We start from the raw sequence: 24,115 nt of genomic DNA, 5'->3' as shown, positions 1-24,115 counted from the left end.
TACTATCGTTTTGATACTTTCGTAAGTATCGTTATAGGCTCACTTCACCCTATTTTCTATTAAAGAGTAACTAGCGTAAGGTAAAACAGCTATTTTAAATAAGTTTTACCATAAACTCAAATCCAATCCGTCTGGCTAATCGCTTCTTTGACCTTCTCAATCGGTAGCTGAACCAATTCGCATTGTTTTTCCTGATAGAGATATCTAGCGTAATCGTCTATGCGGTATTCATTGATATAGACCACGCGCTTGCAGCCTACTTGAAGGAGCTGCTTGGAACAGTTAAGGCAGGGAAAGTGCGTCACATAGGCGGTAAAGCCTTTTGGAATTCCCCGTTCAGCCCCTTGTAAAATAGCATTGATCTCAGCGTGAAGCGTCCGTACACAATGACCGTCCACCACCAGACACTCCTGATCCAAACAATGTTCCGTGCCTGAGACAGATCCGTTATAGCCCGTTGCCACGACCTTGTTGTCCTTCACAAGAACTGCCCCCACCTTCGCCCGCTTACAGGTCGCACGATTGGCAATCAAGAGGGCCTGCGCCGCAAAATATTCATCCCATGCTAAACGTTTTTCTGACATTTTCTATTCTCCTCGTAGGTATTTTCCTTATTATACCACGATTTTTCATCCTTAGAAGTCCAGTGTCATTTTTTCAACTTGGTTCCTCTTCACTTGAAGCTTGACGTAAGAAAAACAGCCCACTGGAATTCCTCGCTTTCCTATTTTCAAGCTCGTGAAAAAACAGCCCTCAGGGCTTAGCTCGCTCTCGCATTTCTAGGCTCGTGAAAAAGCCCTGTCATGCGACAGGGCTTTTAAATTACGGTTTTATCGTTTCGGTCTCTCGTTTACCTGCTACTTGGTGCAAGATTGTCTTTAGTTGAGAAACGGTTGTCGTTACTGCTTCTTCATGGTTTGAACTCTTCACCGACAGAGGATAGATGACAGCTCCTACGATGAGTGAATCATCAAAGTTGCCCGTATTTTCTAAGCGATAAAAGGTAATTTTAGCAGCATTATTCTCAGGCTTTTCCTCATAACCGACTTTCCACTCCTGGTCACCAATGGAAATACTGGTTTCTTGGATAAAGTTCTGGCCATCTGCTTTCAGGCGTTGCGCCAATTCATCTTTTTTCATGACTTCGCCACCTGAGAGCGGTGAAGTCATATAGACGTCTAGGGTATACAGTTGAACACCAAATGATAATCCTCCTTCAAAGGCTCTATAGGTATAATCTGTCGGTCGAGTCTCCTGTTTGACATGGTCGATCTGCCAAACTTCTGGTACTTGATAGAGACGATAGGAAACTTCTTCGCTATCTCCCAATCCTACGTTCTTCACCACACCATTTGTAGCAGAATAGAGTTTCGCTTGCTCTTTCTTCGTCTGAATGGGAAGAGGTTGCACCTCCGCAAGTTTCTGAAAGTCAATTGCACCTGTCGCTGATTGACTACTTGCTTCTGTACTTGTCTTGGTTACAGGAGGGGTCACCTCCGATTTTTCCTTTGCTCCACAAGCTGACAGACAGAATAGGGCTACTAGTCCTAGATACAAAACTCTCTTTTTCATCTTCATTACTATCCTTTCTACTTGGCCTCATACCACGTCTTGCCCGCATTTTCATCTACAATCAATGGGACGGAAAGCGAAATGGCTGCTTCCATGACTTCTTTAACCATGGAGCGAATCGTGTCTAATTCATCATTTGGGACTTCAAGGACAATTTCGTCATGCACCTGCAAGAGCATGCGTGTCCGCAATCCGGCTTCTGTCATCGCCTTATCAAGGTTAATCATGGCCACTTTCAGCACATCTGCTGCCGACCCTTGGATCGGTGAATTAATGGCCGTCCGCTCGGCGAAATTGCGCACATTGAAATTGCGTGAGTTGATGTCAGGAAGCTCCCGACGACGGTGGTAAATAGTCTCTACATAGCCCTTATCACGCGCTTCACGGACAATCCTGTCCATATAGTTCTTAATGCCTGGAAAACGGTCAAAATAGGTTTCAATATAGGCTTTTGCCTCCTTGCGACTAATCCCTAAGTTATTAGACAAGCCGAAGTCTGAAATACCATAGACCACACCAAAGTTGACCGCCTTGGCGTTTCGACGATCATTTGCCGTCACCTCTTCTGGCTTTTCAATACCAAAGACCCGCATGGCGGTTGAAGTATGGATATCTGCCCCCTGACGAAAGGCTTCAATCAGGTGCTCATCCTGCGAAATATGCGCCAAAATTCGCAACTCAATCTGCGAGTAGTCTGAACTGAGCAGAACGCTGTCTTCCCATTCTGGAACAAAGGCCTTGCGAATCAGGCGCCCTTGCTCTAACCGCACAGGAATATTTTGCAGGTTAGGATCTGTACTAGACAGACGACCTGTTTGGGTCAAATCTTGAACGTAGCGGGTATGAATTTTCCCGTCTTCCATAATCGCATCCTGCAAACCAATCACATAGGTAGACTGCAATTTGGTAATCTGACGATACTCGAGAATCTTGGAAACAATCGGTGCAATCGGAGCTAAGCGCTCTAGAACATCAACTGCAGTTGAATAGCCCGTCTTGGTCTTTTTGGTAAATTCAAGCGGTAAGCCCATTTTCTCAAAGAGAATAATGCCGAGCTGCTTAGGTGAGTTGATGTTAAATTCTTCCCCAGCCAACTCATAAATGTCCTGCGTCAACTGCTCGATTAAAACATCATTTTCAGCCTGCATGGCTTTTAAGGTCTCAGCCTCCACCTTGATTCCTGTCATTTCCATCTTGGCAAGAACGTTGGCAAGTGGCAACTCCATCTTAAAAAGCAGGTCTGATTGCTGATGTTCCGCTAATTTGGTCCGCATGACAGCCTCCGTCTCAACGAGGACAGCGAGTTTATTGGCCAAGTGTTGATAAAGTGCTTCTTGGTCAGGAAGGGCACGTTTTGCTCCCCTGCCATAGACCACCTCGTCAGCATCCAAACTGTGTTGACCATAGAGACTGGCGATGGTTGCAATCTCATTGTCCTCAACGGTGGTCAGAAGATATTTCGCCAAGCGACTATCAAAAGCCGCAAGCCCTAAGTCAATCCCATAGTGTGAAAGAAGGACCTTGCTACGCTTGAAATCATAGGTCTTAATGGCTCTTGTAGCAAGAAAATCACGCAAAATGTCCTGCGACAGTAGTTCTTCTCCTCCCACGTAAATCTGCTGTTCATCCCCCCAGGCAAGACCGATAATTGACTCTTTGTGGTAATTGTCCCCAAAGATTTCAAAATGGAAGAACTGATCTTCATGGAGCATGTCTGCTTCAATCTCTTCAACCGTCAGAAAGTCATTTTTTACAGCAGTCGGTGCAGTTGCTTCACTTCCTAGCTGGGCACGAAGCACCTTGAAGCCCATATCCTCGTAAAAACGCGCTAGTTGCTCTACATCTGGCCCCTGATAGACAATATCATCTAAGCCGATGGTAATCGGCGCCTCTGTATCAATCGTTGCGAGCGTCCGTGAGAGAAAGGCCTGCTCCTTGTCCTGTATCAGATTGTCCTTCATCTTGGACGCTTTCATACTGTCGATATGTTCGTAAATACCGTCGAGCGATCCGTATTCGGTCAAGAGCTTAAGTCCTGTTTTCTCCCCGATTTTGGTCACACCAGGTATATTATCTGATTTGTCCCCCATAAGAGCCTTAAGATCGATGAACTGATCCGGTGTAATCCCCATTTTTTCCATGAGATAGGCTGGGGTGAATTCTTCAAATTCTGCGACCCCTTTCTTAGAAATCTCAACAACTGTATTTTCATCGGTCAACTGGATCAAATCCTTATCACCACTGACAATGGTGACATCAAAGGGCACCTCTGTCCGCTCTGCCATTTTATCCAGCGTCCCGATAATGTCGTCGGCTTCGTAACGTTCTAAATCATAGTGGCGAATGCCCATGACCTCAAGCATCTGGCGAATGAAGGGAAACTGCTCGCGAAACTCGTCTGGTGTCTTGGCACGCCCCGCCTTATAGTCCTCGTACATCTCGGTGCGGAAGGTTGTCTTGCCTGCATCAAACGCCACCAACACATGGGTCGGCTGAATCCGCTTCATCATGTGATCCAGCATGAGATGAAAACCGTAAATGGCATTGGTGTGCAGGCCAGTTGGGCTCTTAAAGCGATCCATTTGATTGTAGAGTGCAAAGAAGGCACGAAAGGCTACAGATGAGCCGTCTATTAGTAATAATCTATTTTTATCCATGTCCTTATTATATCATATCTAGGGCTATTTGATGCTTGATAAGGATAAAGAAAAACTAGCTCTATCAAATAGAACTAGTTTTTAGCATCATGCTTATTTGCCACGTTTACCTTTGCCACCTTTGTGACGGCTGACATAAAGAGCAAGGATAATGCCTAATAAGAGCACGCCGCCAACACCTGATAAAATCGAAACTGTTTCACCAGTCTTCGGCAAGATTCGTTTGATGACCGAACGAATTCCATTTGCATCTGATTTTGGTGTTGAGCTAGATGGAGGTGTTGGAAGGAGGTGATTTTCTACCTGACCAAGATTAATGGTAGCACCATCTTCCGTCACGCTGACTTCAAGTGGTTTGTCTAATACGGCATAGCCTGATAAAGCCTTGGTTTCAACGACTGTGTAGTCACCATAAGCTACATCTTTAAAGGTCAGCATTCCCTCTTCATCAGTCACTTGTGTGTCGATGACCTTGTCTCCTTGGCGGAGCTCAAAGGTTACACCTGCCAAGGCTTTCTTACTGGTTGCATCAACCTTCTTCAAGACAACAGAAGATTTCTTCTGACGGTTGGTCATGGTCTTTTCAATCACTGCCTTGTCTTCTGTCACAGAAACAGAAATCGGAGTAGCATCAAGAACATAACCTGCAAGCGTTTCGGTTTCAACCAATTGGTAGTCGCCGTAAGCTACACCCTTAAAGGTTACCACACCCTTTTCATCCGTCTTCGCACTTGCAATCACCTTGTCTCCTTGACGAAGTTCAAAGGTCACGCCTGCCAAGGCTTCACCCGTATCAAGGTCTGTCTTGGTAAGGACAACTGTTGAGCGTTTGAAGCCATTTTCTACCTCACCAAGGTCAATGGTGGCACCATCTTCTGTCACGCTGACTTCAAGCGGCTTGTCTAATAAAGCATAACTATCAAGGGTCTTGGTTTCAACGACTGTGTAGTCGCCATAAGCTACATCTTTAAAGGTCAACATTCCCTCTTCATCGGTCACTTGGGTGTCGATGACCTTGTCTCCTTGGCGGAGTTCAAAGGTTACACCTGCCAAGACTTGCTTACTGGTTGCATCAACCTTCTTCAAGACAACAGAAGATTTCTTCTGACGGTTGGTCATGGTCTTTTCAACTACTGCCTTGTCTTCTGTCACAGAAACAGAAATCGGATCAGCATCAAGAACATAACCTGCAAGCGTTTCGGTTTCAATCAATTGGTAGTCGCCATAAGCTACATCCTTAAAGGTTGCCATACCCTTTTCATCAGTCACTTGTGTGTCGATGACCTTGTCTCCTTGACGAAGTTCAAAGGTCACGCCTGCCAAGGCTTCACTCGTATCAACGTCTGTCTTGGTAAGGACAACTGTTGAGCGTTTGAAGTTGTTGACGACATTTACGCTGACTTCTGGTTTTTCAAGGCTGATGGTCACTTCTTTTTCCTTCGTATCAAGGACATAGGCATCACCTGTCTTGTCCTCGATCAAGGTATAGGTTCCGAAGTCCAGACCATCTGCGGTCGCTTCACCCTTGTCGTCAGTCGTCAATTTGACTGAAAAATCACCCTTCTTCAAGGTAAAGACAACATCTTTCAATGCTTGTTTGTTCTCATCTACCTTGACGACTTTGATACTACCTTTTGGTAGGATTCCGACATTGCGGGTTGCAAGAAGGCTGTTAGCTGTCTCTCTGACAAGTGTCGTAAACTCTTCTTTGCTGGTATCTGCTGTACGGTCTGGAATGTTGGTTGGATTAACACTTAAGCTGCGAGTTTTACCGATTGCGGCATTGTCTGCATCTTGGCTCGCATCATTTCCAACAAGCTGATCTTTTTCAAGACGAGTGCCTGTCTTATCATAAAGAACTGTAAACTCTTCATTTTTGTGTTTTTTCACAATTTGAACATAGTAATTACCACGTTTGTAAACATTCATATGATAGTAACCATTTTCATCTGTTTCAGCAGTAATCTTTTGTCCTTGCTGATCAAGCGCTTCTGTACCATCTTCGTTCATCAACTGAACTTGGTAGCCTTTTAACAAGGCCTCATCATCGCTGCGTTCACCATCACGGTTGGCATCGTAGAAGAAGGTTCCATCGACTTCATACTTGATGATTGGCGAACTTACTTGGTTTCCTTCGATGTAGTCTACCTTGTTGAGGCTGACTGCTTCGGAGTTGTTGGCAGCTGAGAAATTATCCAATTTCTCATCGTATGGTAATGTCCCATGGAGAATAAATTCAGCTTCTTCCTTGACGGATAGGACTTGTCCTGGTTTCAAGACAAGCTTGACAAGTTTGACTTGCGTAAAGTCCGCAATGCTAGCTGCCGGAACAAAGTTGGCATCACGAGCACTTGCTAAGGATGGTCCTTGTGCATCTGTCGAATAAAGGACGTCAAATTTTTGTAGCACAGCTGCATTTTCTGCAACAGCTTCGAGACTTTCTACCAACTGCACAGGGAAGACTGACTCACGCGGAAGGTAGTCGCCTGCATCGTTTGGTACAATCTTGTGGTCACCTACATATGGAAGTGCATCGAGAACGGACACATCATTCAAATCAATCAAGGAGTTGTTCAAGACGCTGAGCTTGTAATAGACATCTTGACCTAGATCCGCATACGGAGAAGTCAGGAGCCAATTGGATTTATCAAGTGACACAAACTTCTTAACGAGGACTTCGCGTGGCGGGATAAAGTTGATATTATTGGTAGCACGGAGGAATACTTCATCTGTATCTCCATCTCCATCCAAGTCGAGGTCATCTTTATACTCTCCTTTGCCGTACCATCTTTTGTATTCATCATTGTTATCCCAAGTGACAAAATGTTCAATTTCATTTGTCCCTGTCTGAGCATAGAGGGTCGTGTTAACATCAAAGTCAACTGCCTTACTATGATTGCGAATGACATCTCCGAAACCATAGATAACGGCTGTCTTGCCGGTATTCTTATAATTTGGAATTACTGTTGCCTTGTTTTTAAAATCAGACTGCTGCTCACTGCCTGGGACAAACTCAATTCCCGGCGGAAGGAGGGTAATATGCTTGACATTTTTCAAGACATAGTTAATCTCTGGATTTTGAGCAGTAATCGGAGCTAATTTCCCATCAATAGCTACTGAACCATAGAGACGTCGAACATTATTATCCGAATAAGGAACCGTATAATCACTTCCATTGTAACTAGTAATTCCTAATTGTTCGTCACGGAAGAAATTCGATCCATCTTCGAAATATGAGCTGAGCGCCCCATCTTTACTAGAAGAGGCACGAACCTCAAGAGAATTGAAAAGCCTGCGTGCTTGATCTTTTCCATAAGGCACATCATCTCGTCCTACACCTGTCTCCTGCCATTGCTTCCAGATGTCTTCCTTAACGATCGTCCCTAATTCAAATCGTATACCAGCATTATTCCTAGAGAGAGGAATCGCTTCGTTGAAGACGACCACAATCTTTTCATACTGATCTGCAGTGTCATTAATTTCTTGTTTAGTAGATACATCGCCATCAAAGAGGAAGTCTCTACTACCGTCTGCTTTTTCCCCATAGACCTTATAGCCCACTTTCGCAACTAGGTCTATGAGGCCAGAACTAGAATCATACCACTTGATGTAATTGTAGTACAGGCGATCATCTAGTCCATAGTCCACTACTTCTTTGACATAAGAAGTGTACTCTTGACCGTTATCATCTACTACACCATTTGTTCTATTGTAGAAACTTAAATAATATCTCACATTTACATCGGTATTCTGATTCTTTTTATTGAAAGCAGTCCCCCCAGAAGGATACTCCGCAAATCCTCCTTTAGAAATATCCAATCTTCCACTTGGTTCCTGCACTTTGACATTAAATTTAATTTTTTCTCTGACAGAAGCAAGAGTTACCTCATCGTCTGTTCCTGGCTCAGCTATAATAATCGCCTCATTAACATGCGTCATGTCATAGGATTGAGCTGGAAAGGCTAATTTAATTGGAACTGCTTGATAGATATTGCCATATTGTGAATATTCGCTTAGCGGTCCTTGATAGGTTGCTGTATGGGTCGCTTGATCATAGAGCCACTTCCCACTGTTATAATTATAAAATCCATTCGCATCAGGCTCACCAAACATCACCGCTCCTGCAGGGAGCTTCTCTGTGATTTTCACTTCAGTAGGGCTGTACTTCCCATAACTACCACTTCCATTTTGAACACCGATTAGGTATTCAACCCAGGGAGCCCTGTCTCCCGTAGCAGTCTGCTGAGTTGCTTCTTGACTAGCTACTGAAATGTCAGACATGATGACGGTTTCGCCATTTACATCGACCCGCATCTTATTGTTACCACTCATGCTAGAATCTACACCCGAATAGCCTCGAGAAGCATTGACAATCTTAACCGAATCTGCACCATTGGTCTTACCAATATAGGTATTTGAGGCTTCTTTTAAGAGCTTACCTTCTCCATCAAAGAGTTCATACTTGATTAGCACCTTAAAGCCGTCTGGCGTGGTTGGCTGCTTCATACGAAACGGCATTGGTACCGCAACAAGCTGGCCACCTGTAAGGTTGTCAAAGCTATACTCAACATACCAGTTGTCCGCGTCCTCTGTTATTTTCCAGCTAGAAGCCGACGCTGCCTTTGTAAACTGAGGTATTCCATCAATATTCTTTTTCGGGAAGGTTATCCGCGTCTTAGCATTTTTGATGTTGACACCCGTACCCGAAATTCGGAACTCGGCGTAAGGGTTAATCCCTTCACCAGTGAGGTATTCCAATTTTTCAGTTCCATCTGGATTTGTGTCTTCTGTAAAGACCCGCACTTCTGCCGCAAATGTTCCATCAACTGCTGGCTCTGCTGCGAGAGTCGTATCTGATGCTACACGAAAGGCTGCACTAGGAGCAGTTGATCTAGATGCTACTGAACTACTTGAGCTAGCAGTGCTTGTCGCTGCTGAAGCGCTATCCTCTGTAGTAGAAGAACTGCTACTCGTTGGTGTAGGCTCCTCTGCTACGCTACTAGAACTGGACGAGCTAGCGACTGTTTCACCTGTATCACTACTGGGTGCCACTACAGGTTCCTCCGATGATGTTACTGTTGTGACAGTATTATTTGTACCTTCTTGCGCAAGTACAGTTGCAGCTGGAAGGATATTTCCTGTAATCAACAGCACATACATGAAAGCATGAAATACCCGTAGGAATTTCTTTTTCATAATGATTTTCTCCTTTTTAAAATTACATATATACGATAGTTTGAAGAAGTATATATTTATCTTTTATGGTACCTCACCCTTAGCTATTTGTCAAGTATTCTATCCTTTAGAATATATATACATATATGGATAAGACGAAAAGATTTTGATTTTTGAGATTCTGTATCATCAAATCTTCAAATTGATAAATGAGATACCAAAAGCGAACAAAACAGGATTCTGAGTGTCAGAAAACTAGTTTTGTTCGCTTTTTATATTTAGGGTTGGACTTTCTCCCAGTATCATATATAAGCAAGCATTTACAAACGTTCATTCACCCGCCTTGAGGGCCTCTAGCATATCGAGTTTCCTTAAATGGTGATCGACATACCGGCCCAAGATGACTAGGATGCCGAGAATCGCACCAATTGGCACCAGATAGACACTGCTCGATACGGTCGGAGCAAAGAGGATAGCGGGAGAGGCAATGACGATGAGCAGCAGACGATGGAGGAAGAATCCTACCACTAAGCCTAGGATAATACCCAAGACGGATAACATCATGGTTTCTCGGTAGATATAAAAGGTCACTTCTCGGTCATAAAATCCGAGAACTTTAATGGTAGACAATTCCCGAACCCGTTCTGCCATATTGATATTGGTCAAGTTGTAGAGAATCACGATTCCAAGGAGAACTGACAGAACAATCAAGATAATCATGACAGACTGGAGCGACTGGACGATGGTTTCAAGCAAGGCTATCAAGGAGGTGTTTTGAACAACTGCTACCACTCCTTTCATGGCAAGAAAGTCTGTCGCAGCTGTCTCAAGCGCTCTTGTCTGGTCATCAGCCAAGACTACGAGAGCTGCGTTTGGCTGATAGGCCTTACCTGCTGCCTCTTGGTAAGCTGCGGCGGATAGGTAGATGAAATGCCCTGCATACATCTCTGCAATGCCTGCCACCTGAATGGTGATAGGCTCTTGATTGACCGTAACAGTCATCCTATCTCCAACTTCAACCTGGTAAAGTCGGGCTAATTTTTCAGAGACAATGGCTCCCTTTTCTGGAAGTGACAGGGATTGACCCGTTGCAGGATTGCGCAGGGCGACAAAGGAAGACAAATCCTTTTCTGGGCTGACAAAAAGACTAATGGCAAGGGCTTCTTCCTGCCCTTTAACCGTCTCATTTAAGCCATAGTAGGCGACAGGGAGGGTCTCTTTGATGTCTCTTGAATGGAGCGCTGCTTCTACCTCGGCCTTTTCTTCCTTGCTGGCTCTGGTCTGCTCGACCACGACCAGATGATAATGGAGGAGCTGTCCAAATTGCTGATCGATGACTCGCGAAATCGAGGAGCGAATCCCTAGACCTGCAAATAAGAGAGCAACCGAACCGGCTACGCCCACAATAGTCATCAGCATTCGTTTTTTATAACGCAGGATATTGCGTGCAGTCACCTTTTGAGTGAAGCTCAAGCGTCTCCAGATAAAAGGGAAAAATTCCAAGAAAATCTTGGCCCCTGACACAGGAGGTTTTGCTTGCAACAACTGGGCTGGCTTTTCTCTTAATTCCCGACGTGCTACCAAATAGGCTGGTAACACTGAAGAAAGAAGAGAAAAGAAGATGGCAAGAATCATCCAAAAAGGATAGAGATGCAACTGGCTCTGACCGATGACCGTTGTATCTGTCATAATCCGACTAATCATCGGAGCAAGGAGGAAATTCCCCAAGAGAATCCCCGCAATCGTCCCCGAAAGACCAGCAGTCAAGCCATAGATGACAAACTTCATCATAATCTGTTCATCGGTGTAGCCGAGCGCCTTGAAAATCCCTACGTTCGATCGTTCTTCATCCACAAAGCGGGTCATGGTCATAAAGGTCACAAGAGCGGCCACTAGATAGAGGACTGCTGGGAAAATATTCCCCACAGCTGAAATGCTCTTGGTGCTACTGTCATAATTGGCATAGCCATTTCCACCAGGTAGGCTATCCCTTGTATAACTCCTGTATTCTGGCGTATTGAGACGGGCTAGGTCAGCCTGTGCTACTTGGAGTTCTTTCCTTGCAGTCTTCACCTGTTTTTCGACTTCTACCCGCTTGGTCTCAAAATCTTTCCGACCTTGTTGCAGTTCTGTTTGACCTCTGGTTAATTCTGCCTCTTTCTCTGCCAAACTAGCTCGTGCATTCTCTAACTGCTCCTGCCCATTTTCATACGCAAGTCGACCAGATTCATACTCAGCAAGACCTGTTTCATAGGCGCTTTTCCCCTCCTGATAGCGATCTAAGGCTGTTTGGTACTGAGCCACGCCGTATTCATACTGCTCCTTAGCAACTCTGTAGGTAGCTTCCTGTTGCTGGTATTGAGCCTTTCCTGTCTCATAGGCGATTTGGCCTGTCTGATAGGCCTGTTGCAGGGTAGCAATGTCGGTTTCTAATTGCCTTAAGCGATGCTCGAGTTCAACCAGTTCTGGGATTTCACCTTCTTGGCCTGTAGTTGCTGCAAAGGCAATTTGATCCTGAATAGCCTGAATCGTTGCTGCATAATCGCTTCTTGCTTGATCGATTCTAGCAACGAATTGCGCTAATTCCTCTTCTTGGGCTTTTAAAGTGGAACGGGCTGAGAAAAGCTGCGCCTCTGCCTGCTCCAATTCCCGCTTGCTTTTGTCCAGACTAGCACGGTTACTATCTAGTTCTTTTTTGGCTACCTGCAATTGACTGTAGTGACTGTCCAATTCCTTTTTGGCAGTTGCCAGATCTGTTGCAGTCAACTCTAGGCTGATGGCTTGCAGTTCAAGCTCTTCCTGCCCTTTCTCCAGCTGCTCTTTGGCTTGCTGCAAACCTTCTTCATTGGCGGTGAGCTGGCTGGCTGCTTCTTCCAGTTGCTGCTGGGCATCCTGAAGCTTTTGCTCGCTCTCCTGAATCTTTGTGTTGCCGTCCTTTTTAATAGTTGCTAAGCGTTCCTTGCCGTTGTCTGCCAAGAGCTGATTGAGTTTGTCTTGGTGGGCAAGGATTTTTTGCTTATAGGCTGCTTGATAATAAGGAATGGTTGCCACATCATCATAGCGAATACGGGCGATCATATAGACTTCAGAATCAAAGGCCTCTTCTGGTACAAAGGCATAGGCGGTTAGCTGACCCGCCCCTGTACTGGCTGGTCCGAGATTGATTTTCCCCCAGATTTCAGACGAATCCGCAAAACCTGTCACGATAAACTCTGTCTCTTTTAAGACTGAGGCCTGTTTATTTCCTTCCTTGACCCTAATCTTGTCGCCGATATGGTACTCCCCGTCCAGATTGGTCGACAGAAGGATTTCCTTGGCGGATGTAGGGCCCTTGCCCCGCTTTAGCTGATACTGGGAAATGGTCTTAGGAATCGAAAATAGGCGAATAGCCTGCGTTCCCGTCCCAAGGGTCACATCCTTGAAATAGGCATATTCAATCGTGGCATCTGTTATGCCGTCCAATTCTGCCTTGTCTGCCTGACTGATACCGAGGTCCGACATGACTGCCAAATCCATCATCTGCCCTTGATCAATATAATGCTGGGCTGTTTTTTCCATATTCGGCGCTGTTGCTTTTAGTCCTATAAAGGCCATCGAGCCAATCAGCATTAGATTAAAAATAGAGAAAAAACGCCCCTTCGAGGACAGCAAGGATAGGCGAATGGTTTTCCAATAAATCCTCTTTTTCATCTTGTCTTCCTAATATTCTAAGGTCATGATGTCCTGTGGTTCGGGATTGACCTGAATGGAGTGTACACTGGCATCGCGCATCTGAATGACCTTGTCTGCGATGGGGGCTAGAGCTGCGTTGTGGGTCACAATCACAACGGTCGCCCCTTCTTTTTTGGACATATCCTGCAAGATTTGCAGGACCTGCTTGCCCGTCTGGTAATCAAGGGCGCCAGTCGGCTCATCACACAAGAGCATCTTGGGGCGTTTCGCTACTGCACGCGCTATCGCAACCCGCTGTTGTTCACCTCCTGACAGTTGTGCTGGGAAATTATCTAAGCGGTTCCCCAAGCCCACTTTTTCCAAGATCTCAATCGGATTCATGGCATCGCGCACGATTTCAGAAGCCAATTCCACATTTTCTTTTGCAGTAAGGTTTGCCACCAAGTTATAAAATTGAAAGACAAAGCCAACATCCTCTCTGCGGTACTTGGTCAACTGCCTGGCGCTAAACTGGGCAATATCCACCCCATCAATCTGAACCACTCCCTCATCATTGGTATCCATACCGCCCAAAATGTTGAGCAAGGTTGACTTCCCAGCACCAGAAGAGCCCAGAATGATGACCAATTCTCCCTTTTCAATCTCAAAGGAAATATCCTTGTTGGCCACAATGCGATTGTTGCCCATAGTATAGGATTTCGAACTGTTTCGTACTTCTATATAAGCCATAGCCTACCTCTTTTCTTCTTCCCTTTATTATACCATGTTTTCGTTGAAGATGTGACGACGTGTAAAAAACGAATGAAAATAGGAAGACAGCGCTGTGTGCGATGCACACAAGGTGGCTTATCCCTAAAGGGATTCTCAGCTGTAACTCACTAAAGCGAGAACAGCTGCCTACCCACTAAAGGGATTCTCAGCTGTAACTCACTAAAGCGAGAACAGCTGCCTATCTTTTTTCCGAAGTTTTTAGTCGGAACAAAGACTGTTAGCAGCTGCTAGAGCGGCATCGTAATTGGGATGTTCATTGACATTGTCCAGGTATTCCACATAGACAATCTCGTTGCGTTCATTGAGAACAAAGACTGCACGCGCTAGTAAATTCCATTCTCGCATCAGGAGCCCGTAGGATTTTCCAAAAGCATGGTCATAATAGTCCGATAGGGTCACTGCGCCATCCAGTCCTGCTGTGCCACACCAACGAGCCTGAGCAAAGGGCAAGTCTGCTGAAACAGTAATGACAACCATATTATCTGTATCTGCCAGATCTTGATTGAAGCGACGGGTCTGCGTGTCACAAATGCCTGTATCAATGGATGGAACGACACTGATTACCTTGCGTTTCTTCCCAAAATCATTGAGGCTTTTAAGAGTCAAATCATTTGCCATGAGGACAAAATCAGGGGCTTGATCTCCTACGCGTAAGTGAGGTCCGACAAGAGTCACTGGTTTTCCGATAAATGTTGTCATAGTAGGCTCCTTTTTCTAAGCGTTTTGATTTAGTACTAGGCAACGGTCCAAACATAAATGAAGTTAGGTAAAGCGCGTTAACGACGTAATAGACTAAAACAAAATGACTATACCTCTATTGTAAGCGTTTTGCCTCAAAAATGCTAGTGTTTTGATTGCGCTTTATGATTCTTTTGCAAAATGATCGTTCAAAACTGGCTCTGGTTGTTTTGTAGTGGATTGAGAAAGGAATAGGATAGGGCAAGAAGCTACAGGTAGAACCGGCGTTCAGCAAAGCGACTAAACGGTGCCCTAAGCTTTATTCCATCCACCATAGCTTGACAGACGGGAATGTTTCAAACGTAGGGCGTTGGCTAGGACCGATACCGAACTGAGCGACATGGCTGCTCCTGCCAGCATAGGATTGAGTAAGGGACCACCAAATAAGTGTAAAGCACCCATGGCAATCGGAATGCCAATGACATTATAGGCAAAAGCCCAGAACAGATTTTGCTTGATGACCCGCATAGTGGCCTGACTTAATTGAATCGTGCGCGCCACATCAAGCAGGTCGCTCCGCACCAGCACAATATCCGCTGATTCAATGGCAACATCTGTGCCAGATCCGATGGCAATACCGACATCGGCCTGTGCCAGCGCTGGGGCGTCATTGATCCCATCACCGACCATGGCAACCCTCCTGCCTGTTTTCTGCCACTCTTTGACAACAGCCGCCTTATCTTCTGGTAAGACCTGACTGATAACCTCTTGGATCCCAGCTTGAGCTGCAATGGCTTCCGCTGTCTCTTTGGTATCTCCCGTCAACATGACCACTTCGATTCCCTTGTCTTGTAGCTCCTTCATGGCTTGAGGACTGGTTTTCTTTATTCTATCCGCAATTCCAAGAACACCGACCACCTGTTTTTCCATGGCCAGAAAGACGGGTGTTTTCCCACTTTGAGAAAGAAGGCGGCTATCTTCTTCTGCCTGTCCCAACTCTACTTCATAGGCTGTCATTAAGGCCAGATTGCCAAGGAGCACGTCTTGTCCATCGACTGTTCCAACAACGCCCTGTCCAGAAAGAGACTGAAAATCAGCGACTGGGGAGAGAGCAAGTTCCTTTTCTTGAGCAAAAAAGCGAATAGCCTCCCCCAGCGGATGCTCCGAATAATACTCCAGACTCGCTGCTATTTGTAGGATAGTCTCCTCAGATTTTCCATGATAGCTTATCCTATCTGTCACCCGTGGCTTGCCTTCTGTCAACGTCCCTGTCTTATCGACAATAATCGTATCGAGCTTCTGCGCCCGCTCCAGGACCTCACCTGACTTGATAAGTATGCCGTGTTCCGCACCTTTTCCAGTTCCTACCATAATAGCTGTCGGTGTCGCAAGTCCCAAGGCGCAGGGACAGGCAATGATTAAGACCGCAATCATAATGGAGAGTGAAAAGGCCCATGATTCTCCTGCTATGAGCCAGAAAAGCCCCGCACTAAGAGCAAGGAGCATGACCACCGGAACAAAGACTGCTGCTACCTGATCAGCCAGCTTCGCAATTGGAGCCTTCGACCCTTGCGCTTCTTCGACCAAGCGGATAATCTGTGCCAGAGCTGTGTCCTTTCCAACCTTGGTAGCCCTCATGTGAAAGGTCCCATTTTTATTTATAGAGCCACCAAATACAGCATCACCTACTGCTTTTGACACAGGGAGACTTTCTCCCGTCAGCATAGACTCATCTACCGTTGATTGCCCCTCTAGCAACTCACCATCAACAGGAATTTTTTCCCCGGGACGTACCACTAACTGCTCCCCCACCATGACTAGGTCAAGCGCAACCTCCCTTTCTTGTCCATTTCGAATGACACGGGCTGTCGGAGGAGTCAAGGCCATCAAGTGCTGAATGGCTGCTGACGTCCGACTTTTTGATACGGTTTCGAGGTATTTTCCAAGCGTAATCAAGGTCAAAATGACTGCTACTGACTCCAAATACAGTTCCGCATGACCGCCGTGCGTTACCTCAACCCTGCCTGACCACAATAGACCTGCCATGACAATCCCCTGAATCAAGGCCGCACCTGTCCCAATCGCAATCAAGGAATCCATATTGGGATGTCCCCCCAACAAGGTTTTTGTCCCCTTTTGATAAAAGGAACGCCCCAGATAGACAATCGGCAGAACTAAGATCAGCTGAATCAGAGCAGACACAGACGCCTCATGGAAAATCGCTGGTAGAAGAACGTTCCCCCAAGGTAACATCGGAACCATGGCTAGATAGACCAAAGGAAGGGCAAAGACGGCTGACCAAATAAAGCGTTGCCACAATTTTTTAGCCTGTTCTTCTTGCTCCACAGCCCTATCTACCTGTTGCCCCGCCTCTTCTAAAAAGGCTTCGTAACCTGCTTTTGCCACCGCTTGCTGAATGGCGGAAGTAGACTGCATAGTAGCATCATAGCGAACATAGAGGCTTTCTCTTGCCAGATTGACCGTAGCTTCTTCTACTCCGTCAAGACCTGCAACACTACGCTCAACAGCCATGGCGCAAGAAGCACAGCTCATGCCTTTAATCTGATAGGTCTGCTCGATAGCAGTTGAGTGCAAACGATAGCCTGCTTTTGCTACGGCATCGATCAATTCCGCTTCTCCCACTTCTCCTGCCTCATAGGCAACTGTTGCCTGCTCCGTAGCTAGATTGACGCTGGCTGCTGTCACACCCGTTAGGGACTGGAGTGTTTTTTCAACTGTCATCGCACAGGAAGCGCAACTCATACCCTCTACCTCATAGGTTTTCTTCATATTCTTCTCTCCTTCCGTCTACATTTGTAATCTTCAACCCTAGTATATCGCTTTTGACTACATTTGTAAACAAATATGGTTTTAAAAAGCAGGAACATGCTCATTTTCCTGCTTCCTCTATCCTTATTTACGGGTTTACGGTTTACGGGCCAGCATGGTCGCAAAGCGAAACCGTAAGAAGTTCCCCTGCTCATCTCGACGATGAAGTTGACCAACATCCTCGTTGTACTTGATGAGCTCCCAATCCTTGTAGTAATGCTTTAGCTCGTCACGATCAAAAGTAAAGGAAAAGTTCATGGGACACGGCGCATCGTCTGTACTCATGGCAGCGACAATCAGATTGTAGCCACCGCTATTGGTCTGGGCTTGCATATTGTTTATAATCGCAGGAATCCGATCGCACTCTAAAAACATCAGAACCACCGTCGAAATAATCCAGTCATATCGCTGCTCAAGACTGGCCTGATTGATGTCGTACTGACCGACCTGCAAGTCCAAGTCTTCAGCTTCCATGACGGTTAATAGGGTCTCAAGACTCGGTAAATGATGATCTACAGCCGTCACATCAAAACCTTTTTGAGCCAGATAAAGCGCATTACGCCCCTGTCCACATCCTAGATCCAAGACCTTGCACGGCTCGGTAATAGTCTCAAGTGCCTCTATCACTTCCGAATGCGTTCTCGTAAAGCCATATTTTTTAGCCAAATAATCCTCTGGTCTACAAAAAAATTCCACAAAAAAACTGGTATCGTCTGTCATCAGGGTCACCCGATGCCAAGCCTGGGACTCGACCATGGGAATATCGTCTGTCGCTCGATAATAGTGGATGGCAGTAATCTCATTGTCACCTGAGATGGCTTCGTACTTGAGTTCACCATTCAAGACCTTAATCTTGCCCCACGTTCCAACCTTGGTATTGTGCTTATGAGTGATTTCTGTGGGGACCGTCTCCTTGGTCCAAACAGGCATCCGTTTGTAGGCTACTAAGTCTGACATATCTGTTCTCCTTTCTTTCTATTGTAGGAAATTATGGACATCCATGCAACTATTTCCAGTATTTTCAAAAGAAAAACGCCTAGAAATATTTTTCTAAGCGTCTAACGATAGAGTAAGAGGAATCGTCTATTCTTTGTCTTCTCTCTTACTTTTACCAAGTGCTAGGAAGCCTGCCAGACCAAGAGCTACTAAACCGTAAACTCCTTTAGTTGAAGTTTCCGTACCTGTCTTAGGAAGTGCTCCTTTAGATGGTTTTACAGTAGTTGAACCTGCTGGCCCTGACTGACCTGACATTGGAGGCTGACCAGCTCCTGGGTCGGTCGTTTGGTTTGGTTTAGCAACCGTTGAGCCTTTTGCAACATTTCCCTTGGCATCCTTACCGGTTGCTGTGACAGTTGACCCATCCTCAACTTTATTGGCTGGGATTGTAACTGTTCCATCCTTATCAACCGTGACGCCATCTGGAAGCGTGCCTTTTGGCGTCCATTCACCTGTCGTAGGGTCTTTCACAATTGTTACGGTTTGCTGAGAGCCGTCTTCACCAGTATAGTGAATCGTACCTGTTGTGTTATCCTCACCTACCTTGACAGTTACTGAACCGTCTTCATTAGCCGTCACACTTGGTTTGTCGGCTGTGGTATCTTTATCCGTATCAGAAGCCGGCTTGCTGTTTGGATCTTTCGAATCTGTTCCTGCATCCTTTTCTGCGTCATCAGTAAATCCATCATTGTCATCATCTGGATCCATGGCATCTGGCTGTCACACTACGGAAACCTATCCTCATAGGGAGAGGATTATGAATTTCTGTTGTTGAAGGAGTTGAAACTACTGTATCTAAATCATTTGCTGATACAGTTGTTGCCAAACTCACCATCATGGCTATTCCAAGAAGAACACTAGCAGCACCAAAATAATATTTGCGGATTGAAAAACGTTGGCTCAAACCATACCAGTCAAACTTGTTTTTCTTAGTCTTTCTCACAAATAAACACCCCTTTATCATTTTTAATATATAATACATGGATTCAGTACCTAAAATAAGCACAAAGTCTCAGCATTACTTCTTTTATTATACCCCCTTTCCTCCGTCTGCAATCTACGTTTTGTGTGTTAATTGTCTGTAGTGCCACTTGGTAACTACTATTTTCCTAAAAATAAAATAAGTTTGAAGCCAAAGGACTCCAAACTCACTAAATAAACCTTCCTACTATATGACTATGGAGATATACGATATCTCCTTAATAACCTAAAACAAGAGCTTGATAAGGTTCTAAGTATAGTTCCAAACCGCCTTGATTTATACTCTCAAGATTATTTACGAGAAGCTCGGTATATGCTTCCTCAAGAGTGATTCGTTGTTCTTGATTTGAGAAATTAATCAAAACTTGAACTCGCCTATCTCCCACCCGCTCATAAGCAATCAGATGATCAACAGATTCATAGACTGGACGAAACACTCCTGAACGAATGCTTTCACCATAAAGGGCATGGCGATACAAAGCCGTTAATTTCTTATAGTAAGATAGGACAGAGGTAGCATCGTTGATTTGTGAGGCAACATTTATCTGACGATTTGGATGACTAGATAAGAGCCATGGTTTCACTTGAGAAAAACCAAAATACTCCTGATCTGTCCACTGCATCGGGGTTCTTGCATTATCCCGACTATACTTTTGAACAGCATGTAAAGCATCTTCATCTGTCAATCCATCACTAATGGCCACATGGTACTCATTGATCGTATTGATATCATCATATTCTTGAATGGTATCAAAGGTTTGATTCTCCATTCCAATCTCTTGTCCCTGATAAATAAACGGGATTCCTTTACGCAAAATTTGAAGAGTTGCAAGGGCTTTTTTACTGGTATCAGATATATCTTCCGCAGGAATAAAACGGGTTGCTCCTCTAGCTTCATCATGATTTTCAATAATAGTAGAAAGAATTCCGATCGAATCCGTCAACTTGTGTGTTTTATAAATCGTTTCCTTCAAAGCATTTGCCGACGATTGCTCAAATGTATACCAACGCTTCCCTTTACGGTCAAGAAGAATAGGCCTAAAATCAAAAATTGAAGAAAACATTCCATTTTCACCAATCAAAAATTGCAATTCGTCCCCAGTTTCATCAAACACTTCGCCGACTGTGAATGCATTATACCGATCAAATGTTTTTTCTTTTAACTCTGTCAAAAAAGGCTCGATTGGCTGAGCATATGCCAATACCTCGTCAACTGTCACCAAACCATCTTCTTCACCATCTGAAGGCAAAGAAGACCATGACAAATCTTTTTTGATATTCATAATGGCATCCACCCGAAAACCAGCAATCCCCTTTTCCAACCACCAATTAACCATATTAAATAGTTTTTCACGAACGACTGGATTTTGCCAATTCAAGTCCGGCTGTGCCTTGTGAAATGAATGTAGGTAATATTTATTGGTTCCTGGAACTTTGTCCCACACACTCCCACCAAAGTAGCTACGCCAGTTATTTGGTACGCCATTCTCACTTTCAACAAAGTAGAAATACTCTGCATACTCCCCATTCGGATCGGCTAAAGCTTTCTGGAACCATTCATGCTGATCTGAACAGTGATTGATGACTAAGTCCATAATAATGGAAATCCCACGTTTTTTAGCCTCCATAATCAGCTCGTCCATATCATCCATGGTGCCAAAAATCGGATCAATTGCATAATAATCCGCAATGTCATACCCTTGATCGACAAAAGGACTCTTATAAACTGGCGATAACCACAAAATATCAATTCCTAGGTCTTGTAGATAATCTAATTTTTCTGTAATACCCTTTAAATCACCAACTCCATCGTTATTGCTATCATTAAAACTTTTAGGATAAATTTGGTATGCTACCTTACCCTTCCACCAATTTTTTTCCATTTTCACGCTACTTTCTATTGTATACTTTATAAAAATCAAAATCTGACTACCTTCCACAATTGAGAATTGTGGAAGGTAAGAAATAGAGCGATCATAGATCGTCTTCACTGAACCACTAGTTCGGACCAATGGTGGCTGACAGTCCACACTTTACACCAAGAAGAAAGCAAAGCTACACTTTGCCATATTTCCCGATTGAAATAGTTCCCCGAACTTCAACCTTCAACAGTCCACCGGACTAATGTTAAAGGTGAGTTAACGACATCAGGTTTTGATTTTTGACGAGTAGTAATCAAAATAAATTTGAAAACAACTTATGCCCCTTGCCACACTTCTTGGAGGTAGGAATACGTTAAATAACGAGTATCCGGTACAAGTGCAATCTCTCGGCCTAAATCTTCTGCTCTTCCAACACCAATAGGTAGGGCTCCTGCCGCTTGAATCGCTACGATACCAGCAACGGCATCTTCTATGCCGATAGCATCTTCAATTCTCACTCCTACTTGTTCTGCAGCAGCTAGAAATAGATCTGGTGCTGGCTTTGAAGCACCAACTTTCTCTGGATCAGCAACCGTATCAAAATAGGATTTCAGTCCCATCTGTTCTAATAAAAATAGTCCATTCTTAGAGGCAGAGGCCAACGCTATCTTGATACCATTGGCTTTTAAATCTTGTAAAAGTTCTAAAATCCCCGGATAGATGTCCTTCGGAGATATCGCTTGAATCATCTCTACATAGTGATCATTTTTTTTATTGGCCAAGGCTTCAAATTCTTGGTCTGTAACCTGGAGGTTACCCAGGGCAAGAATCTTACAAAGAGAATCGTTCCTCGATACTCCCTTTAACTGCTCGTTAAACGAACGATCCACACCTTTGATCCCCAATTCTTCCGCTAACGTTTTCCAAGCCAAGTAGTGATACTCAGCCGTATCTGTAATCACACCATCTAAGTCAAATAATACTGCTTTAAACATTTTTCACCCTCTTTTAAACTAACGAGATAGACTAAATAAACTCCCTAACTTCTTGCTCCAGCAACTATTGTTAAGATAGATAAACCAATAGCATCCAACTGCATATTTCCCTAAAATCAGTCGCTAAACACTGCATATTATTTCTTATTTTTCACCGTCCATACGAACCCCTTGAAGGAAATAACGGTTAAAGATAATATATAAAACAATAATTGGAAGAATGGTTAACACAGAAGCCGCCATCACTCGGTTCCACATTTGCCCCCCTTGATCAGCTTTTTGTAACAGCTGCAACCCAACCGTCAAAGTAAATTTGCTCTGTGTCTTCAAATAGAGCATCGGTGCCATAAAATTATTCCAAAATCCCATAAAGACAAAAACGGATTGCGTTGCAATAGAGGGGCGTGCCAGAGGCATCACAATACGGAAGAATGTCCCTGTACGACTTAAACCGTCGATACTAGCTGCCTCTTCTATATCTGTTGGGAAGCTCAGGAAAAATTGACGCATCATAAAAATATTCCCAATGTTAACCGCAGCAGGTAAAACCAGAGCCCAGTAAGAATCTAGCAATCCCAAATTTGAAATAATCAAATAGTTTGGAATCAAAAGTACTTGCGTCGGTACCATCATCATGGCTAAGATACCATAATAGATCCGAGAACGTCCTGGATATCGCAAGCGAGCTAGACTATACCCAGCCATTGTATTTAAAAAGAGATTAATAGCTGTTCCAATTGTTGAAATAATCAACGAATTGAGAAACCACTGTACAAACATAGAACCAGATTCAGGACTAAAAAGATAGCGGTATTGCTCTACTGTAAATTCTTTAGATAAGATGGATAAGTCACCACTAGTAATCTCTGACAAGGGTTTAAAGGATGCTGAAACTGCCCACATGAATGGGTAGAAAGTAACAAAGGCGTATCCGATAAGAATGACATATAACAGGACTTTAAAAGCCTGACTGGTTTTAGTTGTTTTCAATACCGTTACCTCCATTTATTTTTTCAGCAATCCGTGTGACAATAAAAATGATGATGGCTAGTAAGATTGCCAAAACAGATGCATAGCCCATTTGATTATTTTGTCCAAAGGCATATTGATAAATCAAGAGAGAAACTGTCAACGTTGAATTAACTGGACCACCTGTCCCTCCAGAGAAGATATAAGACTGGTCAAACATTTGAAACGTACCAATAATCCCAGATAAAATAACATAAGTCGTGATATGATGCAAATAAGGGATCGTCACAAAACGCAATTTTTGGAAAGCATTCGCACCATCAATTTCTGCCGCCTCATACAGAGAATAAGGCAAGTCCACTAGAGCTGCTAGATAGATGGTCATAAAGTAGGGAACAGTTGACCAAACATTCATAGCCATAATGACTTTTAAGGTCCACTTGGCATCATTTATAAAATTAATTGGTGCATCTGTCATGTGGGTTGCCATCAAGAAATGGTTGATTGGGCCATTTTGATTAAAAATAAACATAAAAATGAGAGTCAAGGCTGCCGAGCTAGTCAAGGTAGGTAAGAAATAAATTAAACGAAATAGTTTCTTACCTTTCACATTACGGCTAGCTAAGACATAGGCCATCACTAGCGAAATAATCGTTTGCGCCGGTACTACTACAAGAGCAAAGAAACCTGTATTTTGCAATGCACGAATCAACTGTTTATCGGTGAGAATACTTTTGAAATTTCGAAAATGATTCCATTCAAAGGTACGAGCGATTAGGTTCACGTTATGAAAGGTCAGATAAATCGCAAACAAGATGGACAGAATAAAGAAAACAAAAATGACAAGTAGAGCTGGTGCTAAAAAGCCATATCCCTGAATCATCTCTGCTAGTTGCCTTTTGGAAGGTTTGGTTTTTGCTACTGCCATAGAAAATCTCCAATTGAACTATTATTAAAA

At 44.2% G+C, this 24,115-nt stretch carries 15 protein-coding genes; all 15 read right to left on the bottom strand.

Annotated elements, in window-relative coordinates:
* Nucleotides 1-116: 116 nt before the first annotated feature.
* On the bottom strand, nucleotides 117-584 hold the full coding sequence (locus tag E4T82_RS01105) for a deoxycytidylate deaminase (protein ID WP_135181063.1): 468 nt from the start codon (nucleotides 582-584) through the stop codon (nucleotides 117-119).
* 238 nt (nucleotides 585-822) lie between these two features.
* Nucleotides 823-1,572: a hypothetical protein gene (locus E4T82_RS01100; RefSeq protein WP_135181062.1), complete on the bottom strand. Its 750-nt coding sequence runs from the start codon at nucleotides 1,570-1,572 to the stop codon at nucleotides 823-825.
* 17 nt (nucleotides 1,573-1,589) lie between these two features.
* Nucleotides 1,590-4,229, bottom strand: a complete 2,640-nt coding sequence (polA, locus tag E4T82_RS01095) for a DNA polymerase I (protein ID WP_135181061.1) — start codon at nucleotides 4,227-4,229, stop codon at nucleotides 1,590-1,592.
* Nucleotides 4,230-4,322: 93 nt separating this feature from the next.
* Entirely contained in the window at nucleotides 4,323-9,425 is a 5,103-nt protein-coding gene (locus E4T82_RS01090) for a SpaA isopeptide-forming pilin-related protein (RefSeq protein ID WP_135181060.1), read from the bottom strand.
* Nucleotides 9,426-9,734: 309 nt separating this feature from the next.
* Nucleotides 9,735-13,094: an FtsX-like permease family protein gene (locus E4T82_RS01085; protein WP_135181059.1), complete on the bottom strand. Its 3,360-nt coding sequence runs from the start codon at nucleotides 13,092-13,094 to the stop codon at nucleotides 9,735-9,737.
* A 9-nt stretch (nucleotides 13,095-13,103) separates the two neighbouring features.
* Nucleotides 13,104-13,805 carry an ABC transporter ATP-binding protein gene (locus E4T82_RS01080; RefSeq protein WP_135181058.1) on the bottom strand — a complete coding sequence of 234 codons (702 nt, stop codon included), beginning with the start codon at nucleotides 13,803-13,805 and terminating at the stop codon, nucleotides 13,104-13,106.
* Between the two features lie 240 nt (nucleotides 13,806-14,045).
* Nucleotides 14,046-14,546: a thiol peroxidase gene (tpx, locus tag E4T82_RS01075; RefSeq protein WP_135181057.1), complete on the bottom strand. Its 501-nt coding sequence runs from the start codon at nucleotides 14,544-14,546 to the stop codon at nucleotides 14,046-14,048.
* Between the two features lie 291 nt (nucleotides 14,547-14,837).
* The gene (locus E4T82_RS01070) at nucleotides 14,838-17,315 is read right to left on the bottom strand and encodes a heavy metal translocating P-type ATPase (RefSeq protein WP_135181056.1); all 2,478 of its coding nucleotides are present in this window, start codon (nucleotides 17,313-17,315) and stop codon (nucleotides 14,838-14,840) included.
* Nucleotides 17,316-17,450: 135 nt separating this feature from the next.
* The gene (gene tehB / locus E4T82_RS01065; RefSeq protein ID WP_135181055.1) at nucleotides 17,451-18,311 is read right to left on the bottom strand and encodes an SAM-dependent methyltransferase TehB; all 861 of its coding nucleotides are present in this window, start codon (nucleotides 18,309-18,311) and stop codon (nucleotides 17,451-17,453) included.
* 126 nt (nucleotides 18,312-18,437) lie between these two features.
* Nucleotides 18,438-19,058: an LPXTG cell wall anchor domain-containing protein gene (locus tag E4T82_RS01060; RefSeq protein WP_135181054.1), complete on the bottom strand. Its 621-nt coding sequence runs from the start codon at nucleotides 19,056-19,058 to the stop codon at nucleotides 18,438-18,440.
* Entirely contained in the window at nucleotides 19,045-19,332 is a 288-nt protein-coding gene (locus E4T82_RS01055; RefSeq protein ID WP_228065008.1) for a YSIRK-type signal peptide-containing protein, read from the bottom strand. The genes E4T82_RS01060 and E4T82_RS01055 overlap by 14 nt, the downstream gene beginning before the upstream one ends.
* A gap of 217 nt (nucleotides 19,333-19,549) precedes the next feature.
* Entirely contained in the window at nucleotides 19,550-21,214 is a 1,665-nt protein-coding gene (locus E4T82_RS01050; protein ID WP_135181053.1) for an alpha-glucosidase, read from the bottom strand.
* 314 nt (nucleotides 21,215-21,528) lie between these two features.
* Nucleotides 21,529-22,188 (bottom strand): beta-phosphoglucomutase, encoded by a 660-nt coding sequence (gene pgmB / locus E4T82_RS01045; protein WP_135181052.1) that lies wholly within the window; start codon nucleotides 22,186-22,188, stop codon nucleotides 21,529-21,531.
* 144 nt (nucleotides 22,189-22,332) lie between these two features.
* Nucleotides 22,333-23,193, bottom strand: coding sequence for a carbohydrate ABC transporter permease (locus tag E4T82_RS01040; protein WP_135181051.1), 861 nt, complete (start codon nucleotides 23,191-23,193; stop codon nucleotides 22,333-22,335).
* Nucleotides 23,165-24,085, bottom strand: a complete 921-nt coding sequence (locus E4T82_RS01035) for a carbohydrate ABC transporter permease (RefSeq protein ID WP_135181050.1) — start codon at nucleotides 24,083-24,085, stop codon at nucleotides 23,165-23,167. The genes E4T82_RS01040 and E4T82_RS01035 overlap by 29 nt, the downstream gene beginning before the upstream one ends.
* Between the last annotated feature and the right edge of the window lie 30 nt (nucleotides 24,086-24,115).

The organism is Streptococcus cuniculi (assembly GCF_004570575.1).
Lineage (GTDB): Bacteria > Bacillota > Bacilli > Lactobacillales > Streptococcaceae > Streptococcus > Streptococcus cuniculi_A.
This window is presented reverse-complemented; position numbering and strand designations above follow the sequence as displayed.

Excerpts from the sequence above, each read along its gene's own strand:
- E4T82_RS01040 (WP_135181051.1), bottom strand. The coding sequence starts at position 23,193 with ATGGAGGTAACGGTATTGAAAACAACTAAAACCAGTCAGGCTTTTAAA.
- tpx (WP_135181057.1), bottom strand. The coding sequence starts at position 14,546 with ATGACAACATTTATCGGAAAACCAGTGACTCTTGTCGGACCTCACTTA.
- E4T82_RS01060 (WP_135181054.1), bottom strand. The coding sequence starts at position 19,058 with ATGGATCCAGATGATGACAATGATGGATTTACTGATGACGCAGAAAAG.
- tehB (WP_135181055.1), bottom strand. The coding sequence starts at position 18,311 with ATGTCAGACTTAGTAGCCTACAAACGGATGCCTGTTTGGACCAAGGAG.
- E4T82_RS01085 (WP_135181059.1), bottom strand. The coding sequence starts at position 13,094 with ATGAAAAAGAGGATTTATTGGAAAACCATTCGCCTATCCTTGCTGTCC.
- E4T82_RS01055 (WP_228065008.1), bottom strand. The coding sequence starts at position 19,332 with ATGTATTATATATTAAAAATGATAAAGGGGTGTTTATTTGTGAGAAAG.
- E4T82_RS01035 (WP_135181050.1), bottom strand. The coding sequence starts at position 24,085 with ATGGCAGTAGCAAAAACCAAACCTTCCAAAAGGCAACTAGCAGAGATG.
- E4T82_RS01100 (WP_135181062.1), bottom strand. The coding sequence starts at position 1,572 with ATGAAAAAGAGAGTTTTGTATCTAGGACTAGTAGCCCTATTCTGTCTG.
- pgmB (WP_135181052.1), bottom strand. The coding sequence starts at position 22,188 with ATGTTTAAAGCAGTATTATTTGACTTAGATGGTGTGATTACAGATACG.
- polA (WP_135181061.1), bottom strand. The coding sequence starts at position 4,229 with ATGGATAAAAATAGATTATTACTAATAGACGGCTCATCTGTAGCCTTT.
- E4T82_RS01070 (WP_135181056.1), bottom strand. The coding sequence starts at position 17,315 with ATGAAGAAAACCTATGAGGTAGAGGGTATGAGTTGCGCTTCCTGTGCG.
- E4T82_RS01080 (WP_135181058.1), bottom strand. The coding sequence starts at position 13,805 with ATGGCTTATATAGAAGTACGAAACAGTTCGAAATCCTATACTATGGGC.
- E4T82_RS01050 (WP_135181053.1), bottom strand. The coding sequence starts at position 21,214 with ATGGAAAAAAATTGGTGGAAGGGTAAGGTAGCATACCAAATTTATCCT.
- E4T82_RS01105 (WP_135181063.1), bottom strand. The coding sequence starts at position 584 with ATGTCAGAAAAACGTTTAGCATGGGATGAATATTTTGCGGCGCAGGCC.
- E4T82_RS01090 (WP_135181060.1), bottom strand. The coding sequence starts at position 9,425 with ATGAAAAAGAAATTCCTACGGGTATTTCATGCTTTCATGTATGTGCTG.